At 66.4% G+C, this 26,133-nt stretch carries 23 protein-coding genes and 4 tRNA genes; 16 read left to right on the top strand and 11 right to left on the bottom strand.

The window, feature by feature from the left end; all coding sequences use genetic code 11:
• Positions 1–498 (bottom strand): heme-degrading domain-containing protein, encoded by a 498-nt coding sequence (locus FPJ27_RS26845; protein ID WP_072441588.1) that lies wholly within the window; start codon positions 496–498, stop codon positions 1–3.
• A 197-nt stretch (positions 499–695) separates the two neighbouring features.
• Here FPJ27_RS26845 and FPJ27_RS26840 point away from each other — a divergent pair.
• From FPJ27_RS26840 to FPJ27_RS26810, 7 genes are all read left to right on the top strand, one after another.
• Positions 696–772: transfer RNA gene (locus tag FPJ27_RS26840), tRNA-Met, on the top strand.
• Between the two features lie 181 nt (positions 773–953).
• Positions 954–1,499, top strand: coding sequence for an NUDIX hydrolase (locus FPJ27_RS26835; RefSeq protein WP_072441591.1), 546 nt, complete (start codon positions 954–956; stop codon positions 1,497–1,499).
• 10 nt (positions 1,500–1,509) lie between these two features.
• Positions 1,510–2,274, top strand: a complete 765-nt coding sequence (gene aat / locus FPJ27_RS26830) for a leucyl/phenylalanyl-tRNA--protein transferase (protein ID WP_034184077.1) — start codon at positions 1,510–1,512, stop codon at positions 2,272–2,274.
• 33 nt (positions 2,275–2,307) lie between these two features.
• Positions 2,308–3,138, top strand: a complete 831-nt coding sequence (locus tag FPJ27_RS26825; protein ID WP_072441596.1) for an arginyltransferase — start codon at positions 2,308–2,310, stop codon at positions 3,136–3,138.
• 97 nt (positions 3,139–3,235) lie between these two features.
• Positions 3,236–4,273 carry a quinone-dependent dihydroorotate dehydrogenase gene (locus FPJ27_RS26820; RefSeq protein WP_072441599.1) on the top strand — a complete coding sequence of 346 codons (1,038 nt, stop codon included), beginning with the start codon at positions 3,236–3,238 and terminating at the stop codon, positions 4,271–4,273.
• 105 nt (positions 4,274–4,378) lie between these two features.
• Positions 4,379–5,173, top strand: a complete 795-nt coding sequence (locus FPJ27_RS26815) for a cystine ABC transporter substrate-binding protein (protein ID WP_204426282.1) — start codon at positions 4,379–4,381, stop codon at positions 5,171–5,173.
• Between the two features lie 122 nt (positions 5,174–5,295).
• Entirely contained in the window at positions 5,296–5,988 is a 693-nt protein-coding gene (locus FPJ27_RS26810) for an amino acid ABC transporter permease (RefSeq protein WP_204426281.1), read from the top strand.
• Between the two features lie 52 nt (positions 5,989–6,040).
• On the opposite strand, the gene FPJ27_RS26805 is transcribed toward FPJ27_RS26810, so the two are convergent.
• From FPJ27_RS26805 to rnr, 6 genes are all read right to left on the bottom strand, one after another.
• Positions 6,041–7,027, bottom strand: a complete 987-nt coding sequence (locus FPJ27_RS26805; protein WP_204426280.1) for a Gfo/Idh/MocA family oxidoreductase — start codon at positions 7,025–7,027, stop codon at positions 6,041–6,043.
• A 101-nt stretch (positions 7,028–7,128) separates the two neighbouring features.
• Positions 7,129–7,845 carry an FCD domain-containing protein gene (locus tag FPJ27_RS26800; RefSeq protein WP_034184071.1) on the bottom strand — a complete coding sequence of 239 codons (717 nt, stop codon included), beginning with the start codon at positions 7,843–7,845 and terminating at the stop codon, positions 7,129–7,131.
• 273 nt (positions 7,846–8,118) lie between these two features.
• On the bottom strand, positions 8,119–8,820 hold the full coding sequence (gene rpiA, locus FPJ27_RS26795; RefSeq protein ID WP_072441611.1) for a ribose-5-phosphate isomerase RpiA: 702 nt from the start codon (positions 8,818–8,820) through the stop codon (positions 8,119–8,121).
• Positions 8,821–8,911: 91 nt separating this feature from the next.
• Complete coding sequence (locus FPJ27_RS26790) at positions 8,912–9,784, bottom strand: N-acetylmuramoyl-L-alanine amidase (protein ID WP_204426279.1); 873 nt, start codon at positions 9,782–9,784, stop codon at positions 8,912–8,914.
• Between the two features lie 97 nt (positions 9,785–9,881).
• A complete protein-coding gene (rlmB, locus tag FPJ27_RS26785; protein ID WP_034184068.1) occupies positions 9,882–10,625 on the bottom strand; it encodes a 23S rRNA (guanosine(2251)-2'-O)-methyltransferase RlmB in 744 nt (247 codons plus the stop codon).
• Between the two features lie 148 nt (positions 10,626–10,773).
• Positions 10,774–13,251 (bottom strand): ribonuclease R, encoded by a 2,478-nt coding sequence (gene rnr, locus FPJ27_RS26780; protein WP_072441615.1) that lies wholly within the window; start codon positions 13,249–13,251, stop codon positions 10,774–10,776.
• Between the two features lie 249 nt (positions 13,252–13,500).
• Here rnr and FPJ27_RS26775 point away from each other — a divergent pair.
• From FPJ27_RS26775 to FPJ27_RS26765, 3 genes are all read left to right on the top strand, one after another.
• Positions 13,501–13,587, top strand: a tRNA-Leu gene (locus FPJ27_RS26775).
• A gap of 314 nt (positions 13,588–13,901) precedes the next feature.
• Complete coding sequence (locus FPJ27_RS26770) at positions 13,902–14,891, top strand: aliphatic sulfonate ABC transporter substrate-binding protein (protein WP_204426278.1); 990 nt, start codon at positions 13,902–13,904, stop codon at positions 14,889–14,891.
• 110 nt (positions 14,892–15,001) lie between these two features.
• A tRNA-Leu gene (locus tag FPJ27_RS26765) sits at positions 15,002–15,088 on the top strand.
• 418 nt (positions 15,089–15,506) lie between these two features.
• Here the strand turns inward: FPJ27_RS26765 and FPJ27_RS26760 are convergent.
• Positions 15,507–16,070: a flavodoxin family protein gene (locus FPJ27_RS26760; RefSeq protein ID WP_072441621.1), complete on the bottom strand. Its 564-nt coding sequence runs from the start codon at positions 16,068–16,070 to the stop codon at positions 15,507–15,509.
• A 432-nt stretch (positions 16,071–16,502) separates the two neighbouring features.
• On the opposite strand from FPJ27_RS26760, the gene FPJ27_RS26755 reads away from it, so the two are divergent.
• The 6 genes from FPJ27_RS26755 (at position 16,503) to FPJ27_RS26730 (ending at position 23,007) form a co-directional block, all read left to right on the top strand.
• A tRNA-Leu gene (locus FPJ27_RS26755) sits at positions 16,503–16,589 on the top strand.
• A gap of 465 nt (positions 16,590–17,054) precedes the next feature.
• Positions 17,055–18,302 (top strand): ROK family protein, encoded by a 1,248-nt coding sequence (locus tag FPJ27_RS26750; protein WP_072441765.1) that lies wholly within the window; start codon positions 17,055–17,057, stop codon positions 18,300–18,302.
• Positions 18,289–19,842: a sugar ABC transporter ATP-binding protein gene (locus FPJ27_RS26745; protein WP_204426277.1), complete on the top strand. Its 1,554-nt coding sequence runs from the start codon at positions 18,289–18,291 to the stop codon at positions 19,840–19,842. The genes FPJ27_RS26750 and FPJ27_RS26745 overlap by 14 nt, the downstream gene beginning before the upstream one ends.
• Before the next feature lie 42 nt (positions 19,843–19,884).
• A complete protein-coding gene (locus tag FPJ27_RS26740; protein WP_034184063.1) occupies positions 19,885–20,922 on the top strand; it encodes a ribose ABC transporter permease in 1,038 nt (345 codons plus the stop codon).
• Positions 20,923–21,006: 84 nt separating this feature from the next.
• Entirely contained in the window at positions 21,007–21,951 is a 945-nt protein-coding gene (locus tag FPJ27_RS26735; RefSeq protein ID WP_204426276.1) for an ABC transporter substrate-binding protein, read from the top strand.
• Positions 21,952–22,071: 120 nt separating this feature from the next.
• Positions 22,072–23,007 (top strand): carbohydrate kinase, encoded by a 936-nt coding sequence (locus FPJ27_RS26730; protein ID WP_204426275.1) that lies wholly within the window; start codon positions 22,072–22,074, stop codon positions 23,005–23,007.
• 22 nt (positions 23,008–23,029) lie between these two features.
• Here the strand turns inward: FPJ27_RS26730 and FPJ27_RS26725 are convergent, their stop codons facing one another.
• From FPJ27_RS26725 to FPJ27_RS26715, 3 genes are all read right to left on the bottom strand, one after another.
• Entirely contained in the window at positions 23,030–24,760 is a 1,731-nt protein-coding gene (locus FPJ27_RS26725; protein ID WP_204426274.1) for a SulP family inorganic anion transporter, read from the bottom strand.
• A gap of 24 nt (positions 24,761–24,784) precedes the next feature.
• Positions 24,785–25,411, bottom strand: coding sequence for a ParB-like protein (locus FPJ27_RS26720; protein WP_072441635.1), 627 nt, complete (start codon positions 25,409–25,411; stop codon positions 24,785–24,787).
• 130 nt (positions 25,412–25,541) lie between these two features.
• Positions 25,542–26,084, bottom strand: coding sequence for a GNAT family N-acetyltransferase (locus FPJ27_RS26715; protein ID WP_204426273.1), 543 nt, complete (start codon positions 26,082–26,084; stop codon positions 25,542–25,544).
• Positions 26,085–26,133: the final 49 nt, after the last annotated feature.

Raw genomic sequence — 26,133 nt, 5'->3', positions numbered from 1 at the left:
TCAGCTCCTTGCGAGGGCCAGCACGGCGTAGTCCTGGCCGAGCTCGGCACACAGCGCCTCGACGACGAATTCGTGGTCCGCGCGCTGCGGCAGCCCCGACGCGGTGATCGAGCCGATCACGCCGGCGCCCGCGACGGTCAGCGGAAACGAACCGCCGTGCGGCGAATATTCGGCGATCGGCAACCCGTGCTTGTCCGCCAGCGTGGCGCCGGCCTGCTGCATGCGCAGGCCGATCGCATACGAGCTGCGCCGGAAATGCGCGACGACGTTGCGCTTGCGGCGCACCCAGTCGGCATTGTCGGGGGTCGCACCGGCGAGCGCCGCGTAGAACAGCGGCTGGCCGAACGTGACGATGTCGATCGCGATGGCATGGCCGCGCGACGTTGCTAGCGCATGCATCCGGTTGCCGAGCGCCCACGCGCGGGCCGCGTCGAAATGGGGAAACACGAGCGCCTGTTCCTGCGCGCCGATCGATTGAAGATCGTGAGCGATGTCCATGAATCCGTCGATGCAATAAGGTGAGCCGCAGCGGTGCCGATGCGATCGCGCACGGCGCCGCTACCGAAGAGGCGAAACAAACCGCTCGATTCTAGCGCACGCGACCACCGTACCGTCCCCGCAAGACGCGACACGCGATTGTCAGAAAGTGCTTGCGCGCGCTCGGGCAACTCCTTATAATTCATTTCTTCGACGGACGCGGGGTGGAGCAGTCTGGCAGCTCGTCGGGCTCATAACCCGAAGGTCGTAGGTTCAAATCCTACCCCCGCAACCAACGTCCAGATTCATGCAAAAAGCCCGGCCCAGCGCCGGGCTTTTTGTTTTTCCGTACCCGATCCCCGCCCCCTCTTCGCGCACGAATGCCGCTTCGCACGGCGCGCCGTCCGCATGTGCAGGCGTTCGAGAATGCCGCGCCCCGGTGATACACTCGCATCACCTCGTCCCTTCCACTCGACATGAAATTCTGCTCCGTCTGCGGTCACGAAGTCATCGCGCGCATTCCTCCGGGCGACAACCGCGAGCGCTTCGTCTGCGATCACTGCGGCACGATCCATTACCAGAATCCGCGCAACGTCGTCGGCACGGTCCCGGTCTGGGGCGACCAGATCCTGCTGTGCCGCCGCGCGATCGAACCGCGCTACGGATTCTGGACGCTGCCCGCGGGCTTCATGGAAATGGGCGAGACGACGGCCGAAGCCGCCGCGCGCGAAACGCTCGAGGAAGCCGGCGCGCGCGTCGAGATACAGAACCTGTTCACGCTGCTCAACGTGCCGCACGTGCACCAGGTCCACCTGTTCTACCTCGCGCGGCTCACCGATCCGGGTTTCGAAGCCGGCGAGGAAAGCCTCGAAGTGAAGCTGTTCGACGAAGCCGACATCCCGTGGGACGAAATCGCGTTCCCGACCGTCAGCCAGACCCTGCGATTCTTCTTCGCCGATCGCGCCGCCGGCGACTACGGCGTGCACACCGGCGATATCTTCCGCTCGCTGCGCAACGGCTGAGCTCGCCCCCATGGTCCCCTGGCTCGGCCCGGACGATCCGTTTCCGCCCATCGAACGCGCGCTCGGTCCCGCGACCGGCGCGCCCGGGCTGCTCGCCGCGAGCGCCGACCTGCTGCCGTCGCGCCTCATCGACGCGTACCTGCGCGGCATCTTCCCGTGGTACTCGGACGGCCAGCCGGTGCTGTGGTGGAGCCCCGACCCGCGCATGATCCTCGTGCCGGCCGAATTCAAGGTGTCGCCGTCGCTGCGCAAGACGCTGAAGCGCGTGCTGCGCGAGCCCGCATGGGAAGTGCGCGTCGATCACGACTTTCCGGGCGTGATGCGCGCCTGCGCGCAGGCGCCGCGCCGCGGGCAGCGCGGCACGTGGATCACGGCGGAGATCATCGACGCCTATACGTCGCTCTACCGCTCCGGCAACGCGCACAGCATCGAGACATGGCACGACGGGCGCCGCGTCGGCGGCCTGTACGGCGTGTCGTTCGGGCGGATGTTTTTTGGCGAATCGATGTATGCGGATGCCACCGACGCATCGAAAATCGCGCTGGCCGCGCTCGTCGCCCACCTTCGCGACCAGGGGCTGGAGATGATAGACTGCCAGCAGAATACGTCGCATCTAGCGTCGCTCGGCGGCCGCGAGATCGCACGCAAGGCCTTTGTCGCTCACGTGCGCCGCGCGGTAGCCGAACCGCCGATTCCGTGGCAGTTCGACAAGCGCGTGCTCGCCGCGCTGACGGGCCCCGCCGAAACGGCGGCGCCCTCCGGGATCGAGCGCTAGCGCGGCACTCCTTCCCTGCATCGAGAGCTGCCCATGACTCACCCGACTGAGCTGCCGCTTTCACCGCTTTCGGCGCTGCAATTCTATGCAACGGCGCCCTATCCGTGCAGCTATCTGGACGGCCGTATCGCGCGCTCGCAAGTCGCGACGCCGAGCCACCTGATCAACTCGGACATCTACACCGAACTCGTGAAGGCCGGCTTCCGGCGCTCGGGCGTCTTCACGTATCGCCCGTACTGCGACGGCTGCCGCGCCTGCGTACCGGTGCGCGTGCCCATCGACGCGTTCGTGCCGTCGCGCACACAGCGCAGGATGTGGAAGCGGCACCGCGCGCTCGTCGCGACGGTCTCGCCTCTGCACTACGACGAAGAACACTACGCGCTCTACATGCGCTACCAGTCCGCGCGTCACGCGGGCGGCGGAATGGATCGCGACAGCCGCGACCAGTACGAGCAGTTCCTGCTGCAGAGCCGGATCAACTCGCGCCTCGTCGAATTCCGCGACCTCGACGCCCCGGGCGGCGAGCGCGGCAAGCTGCGCATGGTCAGCATGATCGACATCCTCGGCGACGGACTGTCTTCCGTCTACACGTTCTTCGAGCCCGACGACCGGCACACGAGCTACGGCACCTACAACATCCTGTGGCAGATCGAGCAGGCGAAGAGTCTCGGGCTGCCGTACGTGTACCTCGGCTACTGGATCCGCGAGAGCCCGAAGATGGCGTACAAGGCGAACTTCCACCCGCTCGAAGGGCTGATCGACGGCCGCTGGAAGATACTCGATCCGGAACGGGTCGACCTGCCGCCCGTCGATGCGGCACTGGCCCGCGCGCCGTTGCCGGGCGGGCATTCCGGCTCGGGCTGACGCGCACCGCGGGGCTACGAAGCGAAGCACGCCCCTGCCGCGCAACTCCCGGTAAAATAGCGGGTTGTCATTCATTCCGGCTGCCCGCCCAATTCCCGTGTTCAGTTCCCTCTATCCGCTGGTCCGCGCATCCCTGTTCAAGATGGATGCGGAAGACGCTCACCACCTCACGCTGCGCGCGCTCGGCGCGGCCGGCCGCACGGGCCTCGCCTGCGCGCTGTCGGCCCGCGTGCCCGACGCGCCGCGCACCGTGATGGGGCTCACGTTCCGCAACCCGGTCGGCCTCGCGGCCGGCCTCGACAAGGACGGCGCGGCCATCGACGGCCTCGCGGCGCTCGGCTTCGGCTTCATCGAGGTCGGCACGGTCACGCCGCGTCCGCAGCCCGGCAACCCGCGCCCGCGGATGTTCCGCCTGCCGCAAGCCGAAGCGCTGATCAACCGGATGGGCTTCAACAACCACGGCGTCGACCAGTTCGTGAAGAACGTCCAGGCCGCCCGCTATCGCGGCATCCTCGGCCTGAACATCGGCAAGAACGCCGATACGCCGATCGAACGCGCGGCCGAGGACTACCTGTACTGCCTCGAACGCGTATACCCGTTCGCGAGCTACGTGACGATCAACATCTCGTCGCCGAACACGAAGAACCTGCGCCAGCTGCAGGGCGCGGGCGAGCTCGACGCGCTGCTCGCGGCGCTCAAGGACAAGCAGCAGCGCCTCGCCGACCTGCACGGCAAGCTCGTGCCGCTCGCGCTGAAAATCGCGCCCGATCTCGACGACGAACAGGTCAAGGAAATCGCCGACACGCTGTTGCGCCACAAGATCGAAGCGGTGATCGCCACCAACACGACGCTGTCGCGCGCGGCCGTCCAGGGCCTGCCGCACGCGGACGAAGCCGGCGGCCTGTCGGGCCGCCCGGTGTTCGACGCGTCGAACGAAGTGATCCGCAAGCTGCATGCCGAAGTCGGCAGCGAAGTGCCGATCATCGGCGTCGGCGGCATTTTCTCGGGCGAGGACGCCCGGGCGAAGCTCGCGGCCGGCGCGTCGCTGGTCCAGCTTTATACGGGCTTCATCTACCGCGGCCCCGCGCTCGTCTCGGAATGCGTGAAGGCGATCGCCCGCGAGCGCACCGCGTAAGTAATATAGGCATAAACAAACGATATTTATCGACTGATTGCATTTTTGCTATCATCGGTCGCACTATCGGAACAGAGCCCCAGCTGGGGCAAGGAAGCTAACACGATGAAATTTTCGCTGCTGAAGAAGCTGCTGGTTGCGGGCCTGATCGGCTCGTCGTTCGCCGCCGCCACCGCGCATGCGGCCGATCTCCTCGACCAGGTGAAACAACGGGGCACGCTGCGGATCGGCCTCGAGGGCACGTTCCCGCCGTTCAACTCGAAGAACCCGCAAGGCGAACTGGTCGGCTTCGACGTCGACGTCGCGAAGGCCGTCGCCGCGAAGCTCGGCGTGAAGGCCGAGTTCGTGACGACCGAATGGAGCGGCATCATCGCGGGCCTGCAGGCCGGCAAGTTCGACGTGATCGCCAACCAGGTCGGCATCACCGACAAGCGCAAGGAGACGCTCGACTTCTCGCCAGCGTACACGTACTCGTCCGCGCAACTGATCCAGCGCAAGGACGACTCGCGTGACTTCAAGTCGCTGGAAGACCTGAAGGGCAAGAAGCTCGGCGTCGCACTCGGCACGAACTACATGGACATGGCGAAGTCGGTGCCCGGCATCGACGTGAAGACGTACCCGGGCGCGCCCGAGTACCTGCGCGATCTCGCGGCCGGCCGCCTCGACGCAGCGCTCAACGACCGCCTGATGCTCGCGTACCTGACGAAGAATTCGCAGTTGCCGCTGCGCCCGGGCGCGAACGTCGGCTCGGCGAACCCGTCGGGTATCCCGTTCAAGAAGGGCAACCCGAAGTTCCAGAAGGCGATCGACGACGCGATGGCCCAGCTCGCGGCCGACGGCACGTTCACGAAGATCTCGGACAAGTGGTTCGGCATCGACGTGACGAAGCCGATCAAGTAAGCACGCCTGCATTTCCCGCCTGACGGCGGGCCGGACAGGGCGGCATCCGCAACGATGCCGCCCTTTGCTTTATTCGTCCGGTTTATGATTGCGCTTTCGCGCACGCATCCGATTCGTATTCCATGTCGACAACGTCCCTGCTCGTCCAATCGCTGCCGGTGCTCGCCCAGGGCGCCGTACTGACCGTCAAGTTCGCCGTGCTGTCGATGGTGTTCGGCCTGCTCGGCGCTGTCGTGCTCGCGATGATGGGCATCCGGCAGAGTGAGCCGCTCGACGGCTTCGAACGCATCTGGGTCAATGCGCTTGCGTGGCTCGCGCGCGCATACGTGAGCCTGATGCGCGGCACGCCGCTGCTGGTGCAGATCTTCGTCATCTACTACGGGCTGCCGAGCCTCGGCATCTCGCTCGAACCGACGCCGGCCGGCGTCATCGCGCTGTCCGCGAACGTCGCGGCTTACATGTCCGAAAGCATGCGCGGCGCGATCAACGGCATCCACCGCGGCCAGTGGCTCGCGTCGTACAGCCTCGGGCTGTCGTGGGGGCAGACGCTGCGCTACGTGATCGGCCCGCAGGCGCTGCGCATCGCGGTGCCGAGCCTGTCGAACAGCCTGATCAGCCTGATCAAGGACACGTCGCTCGTGTCCGTGATCACCGTGACCGAACTGCTGCGCAGCGCGCAGGAGGTGATCGCGGCGACCTACCAGCCGCTGCCGCTCTATCTCACCGCCGCGGCCGTGTACTGGATCCTGTGCCAGATCCTCGAATGGGCGCAGCGCTGGTACGAAAAGCGCCTGTCGCTGCCGTCGCGGCACTGAGCGCACGCCATCCGCCGGGCCGCGCACACGGGCCCGGCACTTTCGTTCCCGCCTACTCGCCCGAATAGCGCACGCCGAGCGCGGCACGCGCGGCATCGGTCATCGCGATCATCTGCCGCGAATGGTCGTGCGTCATGATCGGGCTTTCGGTTTCGCCCGCGCGCAGCAGGTCGCAGAAATGCGCGGTCTCGTAGTTCAGCCCGCCGCCTTCGGCCGGTGCGTCGAGTTCGACGGCGCGCCCGTCCGCATAGCGGATCGTCGCGCGCGCGGGGTTCCACCATTTCTCGTGAATCGTCACGTGCCCGCCGGCCGCGGCGATCAGCGCATCGCCGCGGCCCATCACGTCGAGCCCGCAAAAGAGCTGCGCGATCCCGCCGTTCGCGTGCAGGCTGTTCAGGCTCGCGAACATGTCGACGCCCGTCGCGCCGACGCGGCCGAGCGTCTGCACGTCGAGCGCCGCGCCGAGCCAGTCGACCGCGAGAAACGCCTCGTAGATCCCGATATCGAGCAGCGCGCCGCCCGCGCGATCGAGGCGATAGACGGAATGGTCATCGGGTACCGACGACGATGCGCACCCCGCGCGCACGAGCCGGATCTCGCCGATCGGATCGTCATGCAGGTGCGCACGCAGCTGGCGGTACAGCGGAAAGAACGGCGGCTTCATCGCTTCCATGAAGAGCCGACCGGCGTCGCGTGCCGCACGCAGCACGGTTTCGAGTTGCGCCGCGTTCAGCGTTGCGGGCTTTTCGCACAGCACGGCCTTGCCGGCGGCAAGTGCGGCCAGCGTGTACTGCGCGTGACTGTCATGGAGCGTCGCGATGTAGACCGCGTCGATGTCGCTCGCGAGGAGCGCCTCGAGGCTCGCGGCAGGCGTGCCGCCGCATATCTCGCAAAAGGCTGCCGCTGCGTCGGCGCGGCGGGCCCAGGCACCGGCGAGCGTGGCGCCCGGCACGTGCGCGAGGCTTTGCGCGAAGCGGCGCGCGATGCTGCCTGCGCCGACGATGCCGAAGCGCACCGGGCGGTGGTCGTTGTCGTTCATCCTGATCTTCCGTGTCGGTCGTATGACGGTGGCCGGCACGCTGCCGACCGGCCGTCATGATAAACGGCTCGCCGGCACACGGATGAGCGACGCGAGCAGGTTCAGGCGCGCATGGGCACGTCGACGGAGAAATCGCGCGAGATCTCGTCGGCGCTGAAATCGATCAGCGCGAGCGAGGCCGCTTCGGCTTCGCGCGGATCGCGCCGTTCGATCGCATCGACGACACGCGCATGCGCCTTCACCGCGATCTCGTGCGCGCCTTCCTTCTGCACGACGCGCGGATTCACGAGACGCACCGCACCGCGCACGATCGCCGCCATCTGCTGGAAGAACTGGTTGCCGCTCGCCTGCACGATCCGCGTGTGCAGCAACTCGTCCGCCGTGTCGTAGCCGGGATCGCCGGGCTGCAGCACCTTGAACGCATCGAACGCTTCACGGATCCCCGCGATGTCGGCCGCGGTCGCACGCACCGCCGCCTGCGCGGTCGCGCGCGGTTCGATCAGCATTCGAAATTCGATGACGTCGCGCATGAACTGCGGATCGGGTTTTGCCCGAAATCGCCAGCTCACGACGTCTTCGTCGATCATTCGCCAGTCGCGCATCGGCCGCACGCGCGTGCCGACTTTCGGCCGCACGTCCAGCATGTCGCGCGCAAGCAACATCGACAACGCTTCCCGCATCACCGTGCGACTCACGTCGAACTCTTTCGACAGCACGTCCTGTGGCGGCAAGATGCCGCCGTACTTGTCTTCGACGATACCCGAGACAAGCCCATCCATCACTTTGGCGACCAGTGACCGGTCTTTGCCCTGCTCCATGACACCTCCCCGTGCGTCGATTTGCGAACATCTGCTCCGCAGTTCCGCCGGCCCTGGTTACTACTGTTCTTATGATCTATAAGTTGATGAGTTCGAGGATATTTCGCTATCTGGTAAACACCTGACAGGGTTATCCCTCTTTTTGACGGGGTGATTTATAAGGCTACAAAAAAGGCCCGGGAAGCGCGCTGCGCCTGCCGGGCCGTGATTTCCACAAGATTTAAACATGCAGTCCGTTACGGGTTCCTGATACCGTTACGGACTGCTTCTCATTCAGCTCGCTTCGGCCGAATAAACGATCGTTTCAACGCCGTTTTCCGTGCCGAGCAAGCACAGATTCGCGCCGCGCTCGGCAAACAACCCGACCGTCACGACACCCGGCCATGCGTTCACCTGCGCTTCAAAGCCGCGCGGATCGGCGATCTGCAGCCCCTTCACGTCGATGATCTCGTTGCCGTTGTCGGTGATGTACGGTGCGCCGTCCTTCGTCACGCGCAGCACGGGCACGCCGCCGAGCGCGGTCACGCGCCGGCCGATCGCCGTGCGCGCCATCGGCACGACCTCGATCGGCAGCGGGAACGCGCCGAGCACCGGCACGCGCTTGCTGGCGTCGGCGATGCAGACGAACGTGTCGGCCACCGACGCGACGATCTTCTCGCGCGTGAGCGCGCCGCCACCGCCCTTGATCATCGCGCCGCTCGCGTCGATCTCGTCGGCGCCGTCGACGTACACCTGCAGCGAGTCGACCTCGTTCAGGTCGAACACCTTGATGCCGTGCGATTTCAGGCGTTCGGTCGTGGCGACGGAACTCGACACGGCGCCGCGATAGCGCGACTTGACGACGGCGAGTGCGTCGATGAAGCAGTTGGCGGTCGAGCCGGTGCCGACGCCGATCACGGCGCCTTCCGGCACGTTCTGGATCACGTAATCGGCGGCGGCCTGGCCGACGAGGCGTTTGAGTTCGTCTTGAGTCATGGCGTGGTAATGCTGTGGGATTGCGGAAAACCGCCAGTTTACCGGACTCGGATGACGGCCCGCGTTTTTCGGCGCGCGGTGCGCCGTGCGTTCAGGGTGCGACCGCCGCTGGCGCGTTGTCCGTCGGCTGAGTGCCGGGGAAGTATTTGTCGAGCAACGCCTGTGCGATCGCGTCGCTTTCGGCGTCCGGATTGCCCGCATAGTCGGACGGACGGAAATGCATCTGGAACGCCGCGAATACGCGCCGCGTGCGCGCGTCGAGCACGCCGTCGGTCGGCACGTCGTAGCCGTAGCGCGCGAGCTTGAGCTGCAGTTCGCGCACATCGACCAACGCGTGCGGATCGCGGCCGCCGAGCCGGGCGGCCACGGTCGCATCGTCCGGCCATGCGCCGACGCCGGCCAGTGCGAGCGCATGCCACGGGAACAGCGGACCCGGATCGATCTTGCGTTGCGGCGCGATGTCGCTGTGCCCGACCACGCGCGTCGGCGGGATCGCGTAGCGTACGACGATGTCCTTCGACAGGCGGGTCAACGCATCGATCTGTTCGGGCGAGTACGGCTGCCAGGTGCGATTCTGCGGATCGAGCGGCCCGCGGTTCACGTTTTCGATGCCGATCGACGCGGCGTTCAATTCGGTCGCGCCCTGCCACTCGCTGACGCCCGCGTGCCATGCGCGCATCGATTCCGGAACGAGCTGGTAGACGACGGGCATCCCGTGTTCGATGCGCGGCTGCGGCGGCACGACGTAATGCACGCTGACCGAATCGCCCGTCAGCGTGCGCAGCGACTTCGCTTCGTCGCTTTCGGTGTAATGCATCACGAGAAAGCGGATCCGCGAATCGGCACCGCGCGCGTACAGGCTCGTGTCGGCGTAGTAGGTGCCGCGTTCGACGAGCGACGGCGACGTGCAGGCAGCCAGCAGGCATAGCACGGCGCATGATGCGCCGAGGCGAAACAGGGTCATCGGTCGCAAGTTCCGGAGAACCGCGTGCCGCATCGCATCGCGGCACGCGTCGTTCGGGTCATGCCAGGCACGCGCATATTGCGCGAGACAGGATGTGTCAGCCCTTCACGCGCCGCTGGCGCACGGCTTCGTACAGGCACACGCCGCTTGCGACCGACACGTTCAGGCTTTCCACGCTGCCGGCCATCGGGATGCTCATCACCTCGTCGCAGGTGTCGCGCGTGAGCCGGCGCATGCCTTCGCCTTCCGCGCCCATCACGAGCGCGACGGGGCCGTCGAGCTTCGTATCGTAGAGCGTCGCCGACGCCTCGTCCGACGTGCCGATGATCCACACGCCGGCTTCCTTCAGCTCGCGCAGCGCGCGCGCGAGGTTCGTCACCGTGATGTACGGCACCGTATCGGCCGCGCCGCTCGCCACCTTGGCCGCAGTCGCGTTCAGGCCGACCGCACGGTCGCGCGGCGCGATCACCGCGTGCGCGCCGGCCGAATCGGCAACGCGCAGGCACGCGCCGAGGTTGTGCGGATCGGTGACGCCATCGAGCACGAGCAGCAGCGCGGGGCCCTGGATGCCGTCGAGCAGCTCGGACAGGTTCTGCGCGAGCGGAACGTCCTCGACACGCGCGACGACGCCCTGGTGGCGCTCGGTATGGGCAAGGCCCCACAGGCGCGTTTCGTCGGCCGCGATCAGCCGCACGCCCGCTTCCTTCGCGGTGTGCAGGAAGTCCTGCATGCGGCGGTCGCGGCGCGTCTGGTCGTACAGCACCTCCGCAACCGTCGATGCATCGTGCCGCAAACGTGCGGTCACCGCATGAAAACCGTAAAGAACCTTCAGACGTGACATGACTGGAACAACCTTCGATCAAACGTGCGGCCGCGCGACGCGCGCGGCCGCGATCCATGGAAAAGGAAAGCGCCGCGTTGCCGGCCGATGACCGGTGACGCGGCGTCTCTCGATACTGCAGGGCGTGCGCTTGCGCCGCCCCGAACGCTCAATACTTCTTGCGGGCGCGTGCCTTCTTCGCGGTCGGCTTCGCCGCCGCACCGCCACTGCCACCGCTGCCGCCCTTCTTGCGTGCGGCACGTGCTTCCTTCACCGCGACGCTCGGTGCGCTTGCGGCCTTCTTGCGGCGCGGCGCGAGCTCTTCCGCCTGCGGCAGCGCACGCACGCGCGGGCCGTTGCGATCGGCGCCGGCACCTGCGCCTGCAGCAGCCGGCGCGGGCGACGGGCGCGGCGCCTTCACCGGCGTATCGCGCACGAGGCGGAAATCGATCTTGCGCGCGTCGAGATCGACGCGGCTCACCTGCACGCGCACCCGGTCCGACAGACGATAGCGGATGCCCGTCCGTTCGCCGCGCAGCTCATTCTTGATCTCGTCGTACTGGAAGTAGTCCGAGCCGAGTTCCGTGACGTGCACGAGCCCTTCGATGAACAGCGTGTCGAGCTGCACGAAGATGCCGAACGACGTGACGCCGTTCACCATCCCGCCGTATTCCTCGCCGAGCTTGTCGCGCATGAAGTAGCACTTGAGCCATGCCTCGACGTCACGCGACGCTTCGTCCGCACGCCGCTCGTTCGCCGAGCAGTGCAGGCCGAGCTCTTCCCAGATCGCCGTGTTCGAGCGCGAGCGGTTGCGCGCTTCGTCGTCGGCCTGCTGCATCGCGCGGGCGCGCGGAGACAGCGCGGTGTTCAGCTCGAAGCCCTCCGGCGCCTTCGGCACGTACTTCTTGCCGGACAGGATCGAATAGATCGCGCGGTGCGTGAGCAGGTCGGGATAACGACGGATCGGGCTCGTGAAGTGCGCGTACGCCTCGTACGCGAGACCGAAGTGGCCGATGTTGTCCGGGCTGTAGACGGCCTGCTGCATCGAACGCAGCAGCATCGGCTGCAGCATCTGCGCGTCGGGCCGGTCGCGGATCTGCGCCATCAGCGCCGCGTAGTCGCTTGCATGCGGCTTGTCGCCGCCGCCGAGCGACAGGCCCATGCCGCGCAGGAACGCACGCAGGTTCTCGAGCTTCTCCGGCGTCGGCCCCGCGTGCACGCGGTACAGGCCCGGATGCTTGTTGCGCTTCAGGAAGTCGGCCGCGCAGACGTTCGCGGCCAGCATGCACTCCTCGATCAGCTTGTGCGCATCGTTGCGCTGGCGCGGCACGATCTGCTCGATCTTGCCCTGCGAGTTGCAGACGATGTAGGTCTCGGTCGTATCGAAGTCGATCGCGCCGCGCTTCTGCCGTGCGGCGAACAGCGACTTGTAGACGCCGTACAGGTTCTGCAGGTGCGGTAGCAGCTCCGCGCGGCGCGCGGCCTCCGGCCCCTTCGTGTTCGACAGCACGGCCGCCACTTCAGTGTACGTAAGGCGCGCAGCCGAATGGATCACGGCCGGATAGAACTGGTACGCCTTGATCTCGCCGCGCGCGGTGATCACCATGTCGCACGCGAGCACGCAGCGGTCGACTTGCGGGTTCAGCGAGCACAAGCCGTTCGACAGCTTCTCCGGCAGCATCGGGATCACGCGGCGCGGGAAATAGACCGACGTGCTGCGCTCGAGCGCGTCGGCATCGAGCCCGTTGCCCGGCTGTACGTAGTACGACACGTCGGCGATCGCGACGATCAGCCGGAAGCCGTCGCCGCGACCGACCTTGACCGGCTCGCAGTAAACGGCGTCGTCGAAGTCGCGTGCGTCCTCGCCGTCGATCGTCACGAGCGGCACGTCGCGCAGGTCGACGCGGAAGCGCAGGTCGGCCGGCCGCACCTTGTCGGGCAGCGCGGCGGCTTCGTCGAGCGCCGACTGGCTGAATTCATGCGGCACGCCGTACTTGCGCACCGCGATTTCGATTTCCATGCCCGGATCGTCGATGTCGCCGAGGACTTCGGCGACACGGCCGAGCGGCTGCGAATGACGGCTCGGGAAATCGGTCAGATCGACGACGACGACCTGCCCGACCCTCGCCTTCTTCACGTTCTGCGTGATCAGGATGTCGTGGCCGATGCGCTTGTCTTCCGGCGCGACGATCAGCGCGCCGTTCTCGTTGAGCAGGCGGCCGATCACGCGCTTGTTCGCGCGCTCGGTGACTTCGACGACATGCCCTTCCGGCCGGCCGCGGCGATCGTAGCCGACGATCCGCGCGAGCACGCGGTCGTTGTGCATCACCTTCTGCATTTCGCCGTTCGGCAAAAACAGGTCGTCCTGACCGTCGTCGCGGATCACGAACCCGTAGCCGTCGCGATGCCCCTGCACGCGCCCTGCGACGAAATTCGACGGATGGGTCAACTGGTAGTGGCCGCGCTTGTCGAGGCGGATCTGGCCGTCGCGCTCCATCGCGGCGACACGCCGGAAGAACCCTTCGCGCTCCTGACGCTTGATCGACAGTGCTTCGGCGATGTCGTTGGCAGCCAGCGGCGCATCGCTCGTACGCAGCACGCCGAGAATTTCTTCACGGCTCGGAATGGGGTACGGATATTTGCTCAAGGGTTTGTCGATGATTGTTCTCGTTGCGTTGACTGATGGTGCACGGCATCAACATAGAGGTGTCCGTCAGACAGTTCTATATTGACGGCGGCGGGTCATTCTATCACCCGCCTGTGTCGCCAAATGACGGGAATGCCGCGGGCGGGCGCGACGGCAGCCGGTTTGCGATGCATCGCAAAAAAGTGTTGACACGAATAATTGGGGCGCTATAATTTCGCTTCTTTGCAGCAAGCAGCTACTGCAAAACGTGCCCAGGTGGCGGAATTGGTAGACGCACTAGGTTCAGGTCCTAGCGGTGGCAACACCGTGGAGGTTCGAGTCCTCTCCTGGGCACCACTTGTTTTATAAAAAGGTCGGCTTCTAGCCGGCCTTTTTCATTTCCGACTCGGGAAAAAGAGCGACTTACTCACCGATGAACCTGCGCAGCAACCGGCACGGCTCGTCGAACTCGGCCTTCATGAATTTCCGCAGGCGCGCGGATTGAGCGCCTTCGGCGCGATCCCCGGACTCTGCGCGGCGACCGTCTCCCCGCCCACCCTTATGCCCGCCAGTCGGATCGATAGCAGAATTTATCGGTTATCGCCCGCCCTCCCCGTTGGTACGTTAGCCGGCCCGCTTCATTGCAACGAACCCAACGAGGAGCACGATTCATGACGTCGATGAACCGTCGCGCGTTCGCGCGCGCGATGCTGGCCGCAGGCCTTACTGCGGCGGGCGTCCGAACGCACGCCGAGACCACGCCCGCCGCATTGCGCATTGGCTACCAGAAGTCTTCGACGCTCATCACACTGCTCAAGACGCGCGGCGCACTCGAGCAGACGCTTGCGCCGCTCGGCCTGCGCGTGTCGTGGCATGAATTCGCGAGCGGGCTGCCGCTGACCGAAGCGCTCAACGTCGGCGCCGTCGATTTCAGCGCCGACGTCGCCGACACGGTCCCGGTCTTCGCGCAGGCCGCGCATGCGCGTTTCGTGTACGTCGCGCAGGAAGCGCCGTCGCCGAAGGCACAGGCGATCGTCGTCAAGCAGGACAACACACTTCGAACGCTCGCCGATCTCAAGGGCAAGCGCATCGCGGTCACGAAGGCGGCCGGCAGCCACTACCTGCTGCTCGCCGCACTCGCACGCGCAAAGCTCACGCCCGCCGACGCGGCGATCCACTACCTGACGCCCGCAGATGGCCGCGCAGCGTTCGAGCGCGGCAGCGTGGACGCATGGATCACGTGGGATCCGTATGTCGCGTCGGTCGACCGGAATCCCGACGTGCGGATTCTGGCCGACGGCAACGGACTCGCGTCGTACCAGCGCTACTACCTCGCATCGAGCAGTTTCGCCGCCGCGCGGCCCGACGTTGTCCAGATCCTGTTCGACCAGTTGTCGCAGGCCGGCGCGTGGCTGCGCAACCATCCGCAGGAGGCCGCGAATACGCTTGCGCCGATCTGGGGGCTCGACGCGGCGACTATCGCGCGCGCGAACGCGCGCCGCAGCTACCTCGTTCGCGCAGTGGTCGCGCAAAATTTCGGCGAACAGCAGAAGATCGCCGACACGTTCCTCGCCGCCGGACTGCTGCCGGCACGGGTCGATACGGGCCAGGCGCAGCGCTGGAATTTCGCGGCAAAACGCGCGAATCCGGTCGGCGCGTGAGACTCCGTCGCACAAGGATGCGATATTTTTATCGCTTCGGATGAAATTGTGTTGACAGACTTCGAAGACACGCTAGAATAGCGGTCTTCGCATCGCAGCAAGCGAAACGTGCCCAGGTGGCGGAATTGGTAGACGCACTAGGTTCAGGTCCTAGCGGTGGCAACATCGTGGAGGTTCGAGTCCTCTCCTGGGCACCACTTATTTAAAAAGGTCGGCTTCTAGCCGGCCTTTTTCTTTTTCAGGCCCAGGAAGCAAAGCGCCTGCGCGCTTTGCGGGAGGACTCGAAAGGCTGCGCTTGCAAGCGCAGCCGGGGTCGCGCTCGTGTGACCGAGTCCTCTCCTGGGCACCACTTATTTAAAAAGGTCGGCTTCTAGCCGGCCTTTTTCTTTTTCAGGCCCAGGAAGCAAAGCGCCTGCGCGCTTTGCGGGAGGACTCGAAAGGCTGCGCTTGCAAGCGCAGCCGGGTCGCGCTCGTGTGACCGAGTCCTCTCCTGGGCACCACTCATATTTAAAAAGGTCGGCTTCTAGCCGGCCTTTTTTCATTTCCGGTCCCGCATCGGCGCCACCCATCCGTCAGCCGGACGACCATCGAGACAGCGCCGACCGGCCATCGGCTTCAGGCACCGTTCCAGCGTTTCGCGGCAATCGCGACGCGCTCGCCCAGCAATTCGGCCGTCTTTCGATCGCTCTCGAGAATCGCATCGCCGCCCTCGTCCGCATTCGCCTGCGCCATCGCACCGAGGAACGACCCGAGTCGATTCAGATCGTTGACCGAACCCGTACTGCTGTTGTTGCCGGGCATCAGACCGAGGCTGACCCACAGCATCTGATGCTGGGCAGCGAAGACAGCAAGCTGCTGCAGCGTCGCCAGTTTGTCGCCGCTTTGCGACGCCGACACCGTAAAGCCGGCCGCCAGCTTGTCTCGCCACTTGCCCCAATGCTTCGACGATGCGTCCATGAAGCCCTTGAACTGCGCGGACGCGCTGCCCATGTAGGTCGGCGAACCAAAGACGATCGCCTTGGCATCGCGCTCCAGGTACTCCCAGTGTTCGTCGATCGCGTCGACAGGGATCAGCTTGACCGACGCACCGTCGACCTTCTCGATACCACGGGCGACTGCGTCCGCAATGACGGCCGCATGGCCGTAGCCGCTATGAAAAACCACTGCGATTTCAGACATCGGAAACTCCTTTTTGGTTATTCCATAAAAACGTTACCGCAATAGTAACAGAAATGATCGCGATGCAAATGCGTTCGCTTGCATGTACCGCGCGCTCTACAGCGGCAGACGACTACGCGATGTGCATGGTGTCGCCAAGCGAGCGGACAACCGCGCGGCGCCCACCGCCTGCATTCGCGAGTCGGCGCGGTACGACAGGTACGCACCGACAATAACTTCTCCCGCGACGGACTTGAACCTGCGCTCAGGAAATTCGCTCGCTCTTCTCCGGCAGCAATCGTTCGCATTTGGATCGCCCCGGCGGCGATACTCGAACACGACAAATCCGGCATGCGCCCTTTTCTCGCCCCCTCAACGACCGTGCAAAATCTGTTGACAAGCCGTTCGGGCACGCTATAATTGCGGTCTTTCGCATCGCAGCAAGCGAAACGTGCCCAGGTGGCGGAATTGGTAGACGCACTAGGTTCAGGTCCTAGCGGTGGCAACACCGTGGAGGTTCGAGTCCTCTCCTGGGCACCACTTATTTAAAAAGGTCGGCTTCTAGCCGGCCTTTTTCTTTTTCAGGCCCAGGAAGCAAAGCGCCTGCGCGCTTTGCGAGAGGACTCGAAAGGCTGCGCTTGCAAGCGCAGCCGGGGTCGCGCTCGTGTGACCGAGTCCTCTCCTGGGCACCACTTGTTTTATAAAAAGGTCGGCTTCTAGCCGGCCTTTTTTCATTTCCCATCCTGCATCATTCACACCGCGCCGTTGATCCGCACGGTGTGCTCCCCCCTTCCCTTGCCACCTACCGGACGAACGTCGTCACGTCCGCGGCGAACACGCGCCCGCCACGCGAATTCCAAAGTTTTCGCCCCGGTTCCGCGACCCATCCCCATTTCCCGAGCACCGGGATTTCCCTAGGCTGACATGTCGGCGCTCACGCGGTTAAATAAATCAACGTGATTTATTTAATGCGCTACCGCACAGCGCAACATGGAAGGAGACGCCATGAGAAGCCCGCACATCGGCCAGGGAAGTAATTCGGCCAACGTGCGCCGTTACAACGAGCGCCTGCTGCTGAAGACGCTGCGCCGCGCAGGCAGCGCGTCGAAGGCCGACCTTGCGCGTCTCGCGAGCATGACGGGCACGGCGGTTGGCAGCATCATCGCATCGCTCGCCGATGCGAAGCTGATCGAATTCGCTGGCCGCACCGAAGGCCAGCGCGGCCAGCCGGCATCGTTGATCCGCCTCGACCCGCGCGGCGCATTCGGCATCGGCGTCCATCTCGACCGCATGCGCATCGAAACCGCGCTCGTCAACTTCGCGGGCGACGTGCTCGGCCGCCGCTCGCACGACACGCTGCTGCCCCCTCCCGCCGACGTGCTCGAGATCGTGCGTCACGACATCGACGCGATGCAGGCCCTGCTCCCCGACCACGAACGCGCCCGCCTGACCGGCATCGGCGTCGCGCAGCCTTACAACCTCGGCGCGTGGATGCGCGAACTCGGCCTCGCGCCCGACACGTTCCGCGCATGGGAAGACGTCGATTTCGCGAGCGACCTCGGTCGCGCGCTGTCGCTGCCCGTGTTCGGCGAAAACGACGGCAACGCGGCCGCGATCGCCGAGCTGTTCTACGGATATGGCCGGCAGTGCGACGACTTCGTCTACCTCTTCATCGGACCGGCGATCGGCGGCGGCATCGCGATCGACGGCGACTGCCTGCGCGGCGTGACCGGCAATGCAGGCGACATCGCCGTGATTCCCGTGCCGCCGAGCCGGCTGGCATCCGCGCCGCCGCCGCGCGGCCCGTGGGACATCCTGCTCGCGCGCGCCTCGCTGCACGCGCTCGTACGCCATCTGCGCCATCACGGCGAGACGGTCGAGAACCGCGCCGATCTCGAAGCCTGCATTGCCCGCGGCCTGCCGGCCGTCGACGAATGGATCGACGACTGCGTCGACGCGCTCGCGCCGGCGTTGCGCGCGGTGCTGTGCGTGGTCGATGCTCCGGTAGTCGTGATCGACGCCGATACCGATGCGGGCCTGCTCGACGCGGTCACGACGCGCCTGCGCTCGGCACTGGTTGCCACCGCGCCCGAAGCGCGCGGCACGCCGACGCTCGTGCGCGGCACGTTCGGCGCCGACGCCGGCGCGATCGGCGCGGCCACGCTGCCGATGTTCTTCAACTTTTCCCCGCGGGCCGGCATCCTCAAGGGCGCCCGCACCGACTCGCAGGAGGTCAACCATGTCGCGGTCTGAGTCGCCCCGCCCGCTGCTCGAAATGCGCCGGATCAGCAAGACGTTCCCGGCCGTGCGCGCGCTCGACAATGTCAGCCTGACCGTCTATCCGGGCGAGATCCACTCGCTGATGGGCGAGAACGGCGCCGGTAAATCGACGCTGATGAAGATCCTGTCGGGCGCATACCGCGCCGACGCCGGCGGCGAGATCCTGATCGACGGCGAACGCATCGACATCGACGGGCCGCTCGCCGCGCGCGATGCGGGCGTCGCGGTGATCTACCAGGAGCTGTGCCTGTCGCCGAACCTGACCGTCGCGGAAAACATCTACGTCGGCCGCGAACTGCGGCGCGGCAACCGGCGCTGGGGCACGATCGACCGCGCGGCGATGGCGCGCGGCTGCCAGGACGTGCTCGCGCGCCTCGGCGCATCGTTCGGCCCCGAAACGCTCGTCGACACGCTGTCGATCGCCGAACAGCAGCTCGTCGAGATCGCGCGCGCCGTGCACACCCGCGCCCGCATCCTCGTGATGGACGAGCCGACGACGCCGCTGTCGTCGCGCGAAACCGAGCATCTGTTCCGCCTGATCCGCCAGTTGCGCGCGGAAGGTCTCGCGATCATCTACATCAGCCACCGGATGGCGGAGATCTACGAACTGTCCGACCGAGTGTCGGTGCTGCGCGACGGCGCATACGTCGGCACGCTCGAACGCGAATCGCTGTCGGCCGAGCGTCTCGTCGCGATGATGGTCGGCCGCGACATCTCCGGCTTCTACAAGAAGGAACACGCGCCGTACGACCCCGGCCACCTGTTGCTGTCGGTACGCGACATCGCCGACGGCGCGCGCGTGCGCGGCTGCAGCCTCGACCTGCATGCCGGCGAGGTGCTCGGCATCGCCGGGCTCGTCGGCGCGGGCCGCACCGAACTCGCGCGGCTGATCTTCGGCGCCGAACCGCGCGTGCGCGGCGACGTGAAACTGGCCGGCCGCACGTTCGGCGGACACTCGCCGCGCGACGCGATCGACGCGGGCCTCGTCTACCTGACCGAAGACCGCAAGCGCCAGGGCCTGTTCCTCGACATGAGCGTGCGCGACAACATCAACATTTCCGTCTGCAACCGCGATGCACGGCTCGGCGCGCTCGACCTCGCGCGCGGCGCCGAACGCGCGCGCGATGCGATTTCCTCGCTGTCGATCCGTGTACCTCACGCGAACGTCAACGTCGGCGCGCTGTCGGGCGGTAACCAGCAGAAGGTGCTGCTGTCGCGCCTGCTGGAGACGAAACCGCGCGTACTGATCCTCGACGAACCGACGCGCGGCGTCGACATCGGCGCGAAATCCGAGATCTACCGGATCATCAACGAACTGGCCCGTGCCGGCGTGGGCGTGATCGTGATCTCGAGCGAGCTGCCCGAGATCATCGGCGTCGCGGACCGCGTGCTCGTGATGCGCGAAGGCGAGATCGCGGGCGAACTCGGCGGCCACACGCACACGCCCATCACGCAGGAAGCCATCATCGCGCTCGCGACCGGCTCGCAGGCCGAACTCGCCGACGCGCACTGAGCCGCGCTCTTTCATTTGACTCTTACAATTCAGGTTACCGAAATGATCAACCCGACCAAGCAGCGGAACCTCGCTTCCGCGACGGCCCATCCGGTGGGCGATCGTACTCCCCAGTTGCGCACCGCCGATCATCGAGCACGCATGCAGTCGCTGATACGCACCGCCGGCATGCTGCCGGTGCTGCTGGTCCTGTGCGTCGGCTTCGGCTTCCTGACCGACGGCTTCTTCACGCTGCAGAACCTGTCGATCGTCACGCAGCAGGCGTCGATCAACATCGTGCTCGCCGCCGGCATGACCTTCGTGATCCTGACGGGCGGCATCGACCTGTCGGTCGGCTCGGTGCTCGCCGCCGCGGCCGTCGCCGCGCTGATCGCGTCGACCATTCCCGGCTGGGGCTGGCTCGGCGTGCCCTTCGCGCTCGTCGTCGGCCTCGTGTTCGGCGCGATCAACGGCGGCCTGATCTCATTCCTGCGCCTGCCGCCGTTCATCGTCACGCTCGGTGCGATGACGGCCGTGCGCGGCGTCGCGCGCCTGATCGGCAACGACACGACCGTGTTCAATCCGCAGTTGCCGTTCGCGTTCATCGGCAACGGCACGATCCTCGGTGTGCCGTGGCTCGTCGTGATCGCGTGCGCGGTGATCGCGATCTCATGGTTCATCCTGCGCCGTACCGTGCTCGGGATGCGGATCTATTCCGTCGGCGGCAATCCGGAAGCCGCACGCCTGTCGGGCATCAACGTGCGGGCGATCCAGATGTTCGTGTATGCGGCGTCGGGGCTGCTCGCGGGCCTCGGCGCGGTGATGTCCGCCGCGCGGCTCTATGCGGCCAACGGCCTGCAGCTCGGCCAGTCCTACGAACTCGACGCGATCGCCGCGGTGATCCTCGGCGGCACGAGCTTCGTCGGCGGCGTCGGCTCGATCGTCGGCACGCTGATCGGCGCGTTGATCATCGCGGTACTGACGAACGGACTCGTGCTGCTCGGCGTGTCCGACATCTGGCAGTACATCATCAAGGGGCTCGTGATCATCGGCGCCGTCGCGCTCGATCGCTACCGCCAGCGCGATTCGGCGCGCACCTGACACCGTTCCCGTCCATTCAACCTTGCGGCGCAGGCAGGTACGCCTGCGCCCGTCTACCAACCAACCTCACGGAGACACAACGACATGTTCAAGCACAAAGCCGCCCTGACCGCCGTCGCCTGCGCACTCTCATTCGGCGCTGCCGTCGTGCACGCAGCCGACAAGCCGCTCAAATCGATCGGCGTCACGGTCGGGTCGCTCGGCAACCCGTACTTCGTCACGATCGTCAAGGGCGCCGAAGCGCGCGCGAAGCAAATCAACCCGAACGCGAAGGTCACGGCCGTGTCGGCCGACTACGACCTGAACAAGCAGTTCACGCAGATCGACAACTTCATCTCCGCGCACGTCGACATGATCCTGCTCAACGCGACCGACCCGAAGGCGATCGAGCCGGCAGTGAAGAAGGCGCAGGCGGCCGGCATCACGGTCGTCGCGGTCGACGTCGCGGCAGCCGGCGCGAATGCGACCGTGCAGACCAACAACGTTAAGGCCGGCGAACTCGCGTGCGACTACATCGCGAAGAAACTCAACGGCAAGGGCAACGTGATCATCGAGAACGGGCCGCAGGTGTCGGCTGTGATCGATCGCGTCACCGGCTGCAAGACCGTGCTCGCGAAAAACGCGGGCATCAAGCTGCTGTCGAGCGACCAGGACGGCAAGGGCTCGCGCGAAGGCGGGATGAACGCGATGCAGGGCTACCTGACGCGCTTTCCGAAGCTCGATGCGGTATTTACGATCAACGATCCGCAGGCGATCGGCAGCGATCTCGCCGCGAAACAGCTGAACCGTCCGGGCATCGTGATCACGTCGGTCGACGGTGCGCCCGACATCGAGGTCGCGCTCAAGTCCAACACGCTCGTGCAGGCGTCGTCGAGCCAGGACCCGTGGGCGATGGCGCAGCAGGCCGTCAACGTCGGCTACGGGATCATGAACGGCCAGAAGCCGGCCAATCCGATGATCCTGATCGAGCCAACGCTCATCACGCGCGACAACGTGAAGACCTACAAGGGCTGGAGCGCCCCGCGCTGATCGCGCCGCCCGTCCACTGAACCGGGCGGTGCCGGGCCGCGTCGCCGCGCGCGACGGCCGGCGCCGCCCGCCCCGCCCGCTCACATCAACCACTGCACGGCCGCGCCACAAGGTTTCAACATGACGACGACGCTCCCCCGCCTGATCGTATTCGGCGAAGCGCTGACCGATTTCATCCGCGACGACGCGCAGCGCTGGCACAGCGTCGCCGGCGGCTCATGCTGGAACGTTGCGCGCGTCGGCGCGCGACTCGGCGCGCCGACGGCCTTCGCCGGCACGGTCAGCCGCGACATCTTCGGCGACGAACTGATGCGCAAGAGCGCCGACGCGGGGCTCGACATGCGTTTCATCCGGCAGGTCGACCGCGCGCCGCTGCTCGCGATGGTCGTGTCGAAGCAGCCGCCCCACTATTTCTTCATCGGCGAGAACAGCGCCGATCTCGCGTTCGATCCGGCGGACCTGCCCGCCGGCGCACTTGACGCGGCCGAGATCGTGCACATCGGCTCGCTCGGCGTCGTGCGCGAGCCGCTCGCGTCGCGCCTGATCGAGGTGGCGCAGGCCGCGCGCGCGGCCGGCAAGCGGATCTCGTTCGATCCGAACTACCGTGCGCCGATGGCCGCGCCGTCGTATCGCGACACGCTGCGCCGGCTGGTCGCGCTCGCCGACTGGATCAAGGTGTCCGACGAGGACCTTCACGGGCTGTTTCCCGAACTCGACGAAACGGCCGCACTCGCGCAACTGCGCGCGTGGGCGCCCGATGCGACGATGCTCGTCACGCGCGGCGCATCCGGCATGCAGCTCCTGCATCGCGACACCGTGCTGTTCCAGCCCGCGTTCCCGACCGAGGTCGTCGACACGGTCGGCTGCGGCGACGCCAGCATCGGCGGCTGGCTCGCGAGCCAGCTTGCGCGGCCCGATGCATCGCCCGCCGAGCATCTGCGTTACGCGGCCGCGTGCGCGGCGGTCGCCTGTGCTCACGCAGGCGCCTATGCGCCGACGGCCGCGGAAGTGGCCGATATGATCGATCGCGCTGCCGACGCCGTGCTTTCGCAATAGATCGCACTGACGCGCCGCCTCGTTACACGGCGGTCGTTCCGGCGCTGCCGTCCGGCTGCATACCAGCCTGCAACAGTTGCAGACTTTCATCGACGCTCAGTTCGGACATCGCGTCCTCATGCAGCGTATCGTCCGCCGCACGGCGCAACGCATGCAGCGCGTGCACCTTGAGCCTCACGATCGCGAGCCGCAGCCCGCGTGCCGTGCATTCGGCCGCGAACGTGCGCAACGATTCGATCGTCGTGCCGTCGATATCCGGCGTTTCCTCGAGGCTCAGCATCACGGCATGCGTGTCCGGCGCGGCCTTCATCAGCGCACGCACGCGATTCAGCATCCGGTCCGCGTTCGCGAAGAACAGCTGCGCCTCGGGCCGCACGATCAGCACGCCCGGCACCGGCTTCGCGTCCGCATGGCTCGCGACGTCGACGAAGTCATGGCTGTCGCGCAGCCGGCCGAGCACGCTGACGTTCGGCTCGGACAGCTTGCGCAGCGTCAGCAGCAGGCTTACGCCGATGGCCGCGAGCAGCCCGTGCAGCACGCCGAGCACGAGCACCGCGAGCAGTGCGGCGATCACGACGAGCCGGTCGCGATGCCAGTCCCAGTACGGCTTGAATACGGACGGATGCAGCGAGTGGCTGACCGCGAAGATCACGATCGCCGCGAGCACGGGCTCCGGCGTGCGCGCAAGCTGCGGCAGCAGCAGCCAGACGATCAGCGCGACCACGCCGGCCGCCCACAGGCCGGCGAAGCGCGACTGCGCGCCGGCCGCCTCGTTCGCAGACGTTGCCGAATAGCCGGCGCCGACCGGCATCCCGTGCAGCAGGCCCGACACGAGGTTCGCGCAGCCGAGCGCGACGAGGTCGCGGTTCGGCGACACGCTGTCGCCATGCTTCAGCGCGAAGTTGCGGATCGATCCGTACGACTCCGCGTACAGGATCAGCATCAGCGCGAACGCGAGCTCGACCGTCTGCATCCACGCGTTGCGGTCGAGCTGCGGCAGGCCGAATTCGATGTGCCGGAAATCGATGTTGCCGACGATCGCGATCCCGTATCGCTGCCAGTCGATCGCATAGCCGACAGCGATCGACAGCACGATCACGACGAGCGTAGCGGGCACGCGCGAGCGGCGCCCGAGCACGAACAGCAGCGCCAGCGCGGTCGCGCCGAGCACGACACTCGCGAGGTTTGCATGCGGGGCGCCGGCGATCAGGTCGAGCGTGACATGCGGCGCATCGCTGTGCTGCACGGAAATCGCGAGAATCTTCGGCAACTGCTTGATGACGATCGTCAGTGCGAGCCCGAACGTGAAACCGCGCAGCACGGGCCGCGCGACGAAGTCCGACATGCCGCCGAGCCGCGCGGCGCCCGCCAGCATGAACAGTACGCCCGTCATCGCGACCAGCGCCGCCGCCAGCGCGAGCTGTTCGGCAAGCGCCATCCCCGATTCCGCGAGCACGGTCGCCGCGAGCACGGCAGCCGACGACGACGTCGACGACACGATCGCGAAGCGGCTGCTGCCCGTGAGCGCATAGACGACGAGCCCCGCCAGCAGCGCGATGAGGCCGGCCTGCGGCGGCAGGTTGGCCAGCCCCGCATACGCGACCGCCTCGGGAATCAGCAGGCCCGCGATCGACAGGCCCGCCAGTGCATCGAGGCCGATGCGCCGCGCGGGCGGCGGCGAGGCCGCGTCGAGCGCGGAGAAATGGTCGGCATGCTGCGGGCCGGCATCGGGGCGGATCGGGGCGATCGTCATGAGGCGGTCGGCGCCGTGCGCCGGTCAGGGTTTGACGGCGATGACGCCCGACCAGCCGGGCAGATAGCGCGCATCCTGGTCGTGCGCGCGGTGCAGCGCGAGGTCGAGCGCCTTTGCAAAGTTCTTGCGGATCTGGTCGAGCGACACGCGCTGGCGCAGGTAATCGGCCCACAGGAATTCGCTGAACGGCGTCGCGTCCTTCGCATAGCCGCCCGCCGTGCGCAGTTCGCCTGCAAGGCTGCGGTACGGATCGTCCACGAGCCCCGTCAGCGCCTTCGGCAAATGCACGTAGTCGCGACGCGACCCGTCCGCGCCGAACGGATGCACCCACTGGTTGTGCTCCATCATCCGCCAGAAAATCGTGTCGTCGAGCCACGACAGATCCTTCAGCAGCATCGCGTTCACGCGCGACTCGCCCTCCTCGATCAGCGCGAGGCCGAGATGGTGATGATCGGTGATGTAGTGCAGCCCGTCCGGGCCGAGGACGGCCGGGAACCAGTGCGATTCGATCGCGGCCTTGCGCGCGCGCTTGTCGAGCGCCTTCCAGTGCTTGCGCTTCGCCTTGACTTCGCGATAACCAACCGTCATCTGCGTCGGACGCAGCGCGTCGAGCCTGACTGGAATGAGATGAACGTCGCGGCCGAGTGTCATGGTCGTACCCCATGTTGCGAAATTCCGGCAACGATACTCCTGATCGCGCGAGCCGTTAATACGTCATGATCTCGATACGCCGGCGATTGACGATCTCCGACAACCGCACACGCGTGCACACGATGCCGCGCTACGCGCACAGATCGTTGCGCTCGAGACGATGGCGAATGTAAGGAATGCCGTCGTGCACGACGCTCACGCGACGCATCCCGAGCTTGCGCGCGACGTTCAGCGAACCGCTGTTGGCCTCGGCGATATCGGCGATCACGCGCGGCAGGCGCACGGTATCGAACGCATGCCGCACGACGGCGGCCGCGGCCTCGCTCGCGATGCCGCGCCCCCAGGTCGTGCGCACGAGCCGCCAGCCGATCTCGACATCGCGCGCACCGTCCGCATAGTCGGGAATCAGCAGGATCCAGCCAATGAACGTATCGGGTGCGGCCTTCTCGAAGATCGACCAGTAGCCGAGTCCCGGCGGATAGTCGCGCGTGATCCGGTGCGTGACGAAGCGGCGATGCTCGACGGGATCGTGCCACGGGCCCGCGATATGCCGCGTGACCTCGGGATCGCGATCCATCGCGATGCACGCGTCGAGATCGGCCAGCACGCGCGGGCGCAGCCACAGCCGGGCGGTTTCGAGCACGGGCAGCGCGGCAGCGGAACGTTCGTTCATCGGGACTCCTGATTCGGTGACGATGCGCATCGAGCGCATTACAGAACAA

This window comes from Burkholderia sp. MS455, assembly GCF_016899445.1.
Classification (GTDB): domain Bacteria; phylum Pseudomonadota; class Gammaproteobacteria; order Burkholderiales; family Burkholderiaceae; genus Burkholderia; species Burkholderia pyrrocinia_C.
Note: the sequence above shows the minus strand (reverse complement) of the source record. Positions and strands in the feature narration are given on the sequence as shown.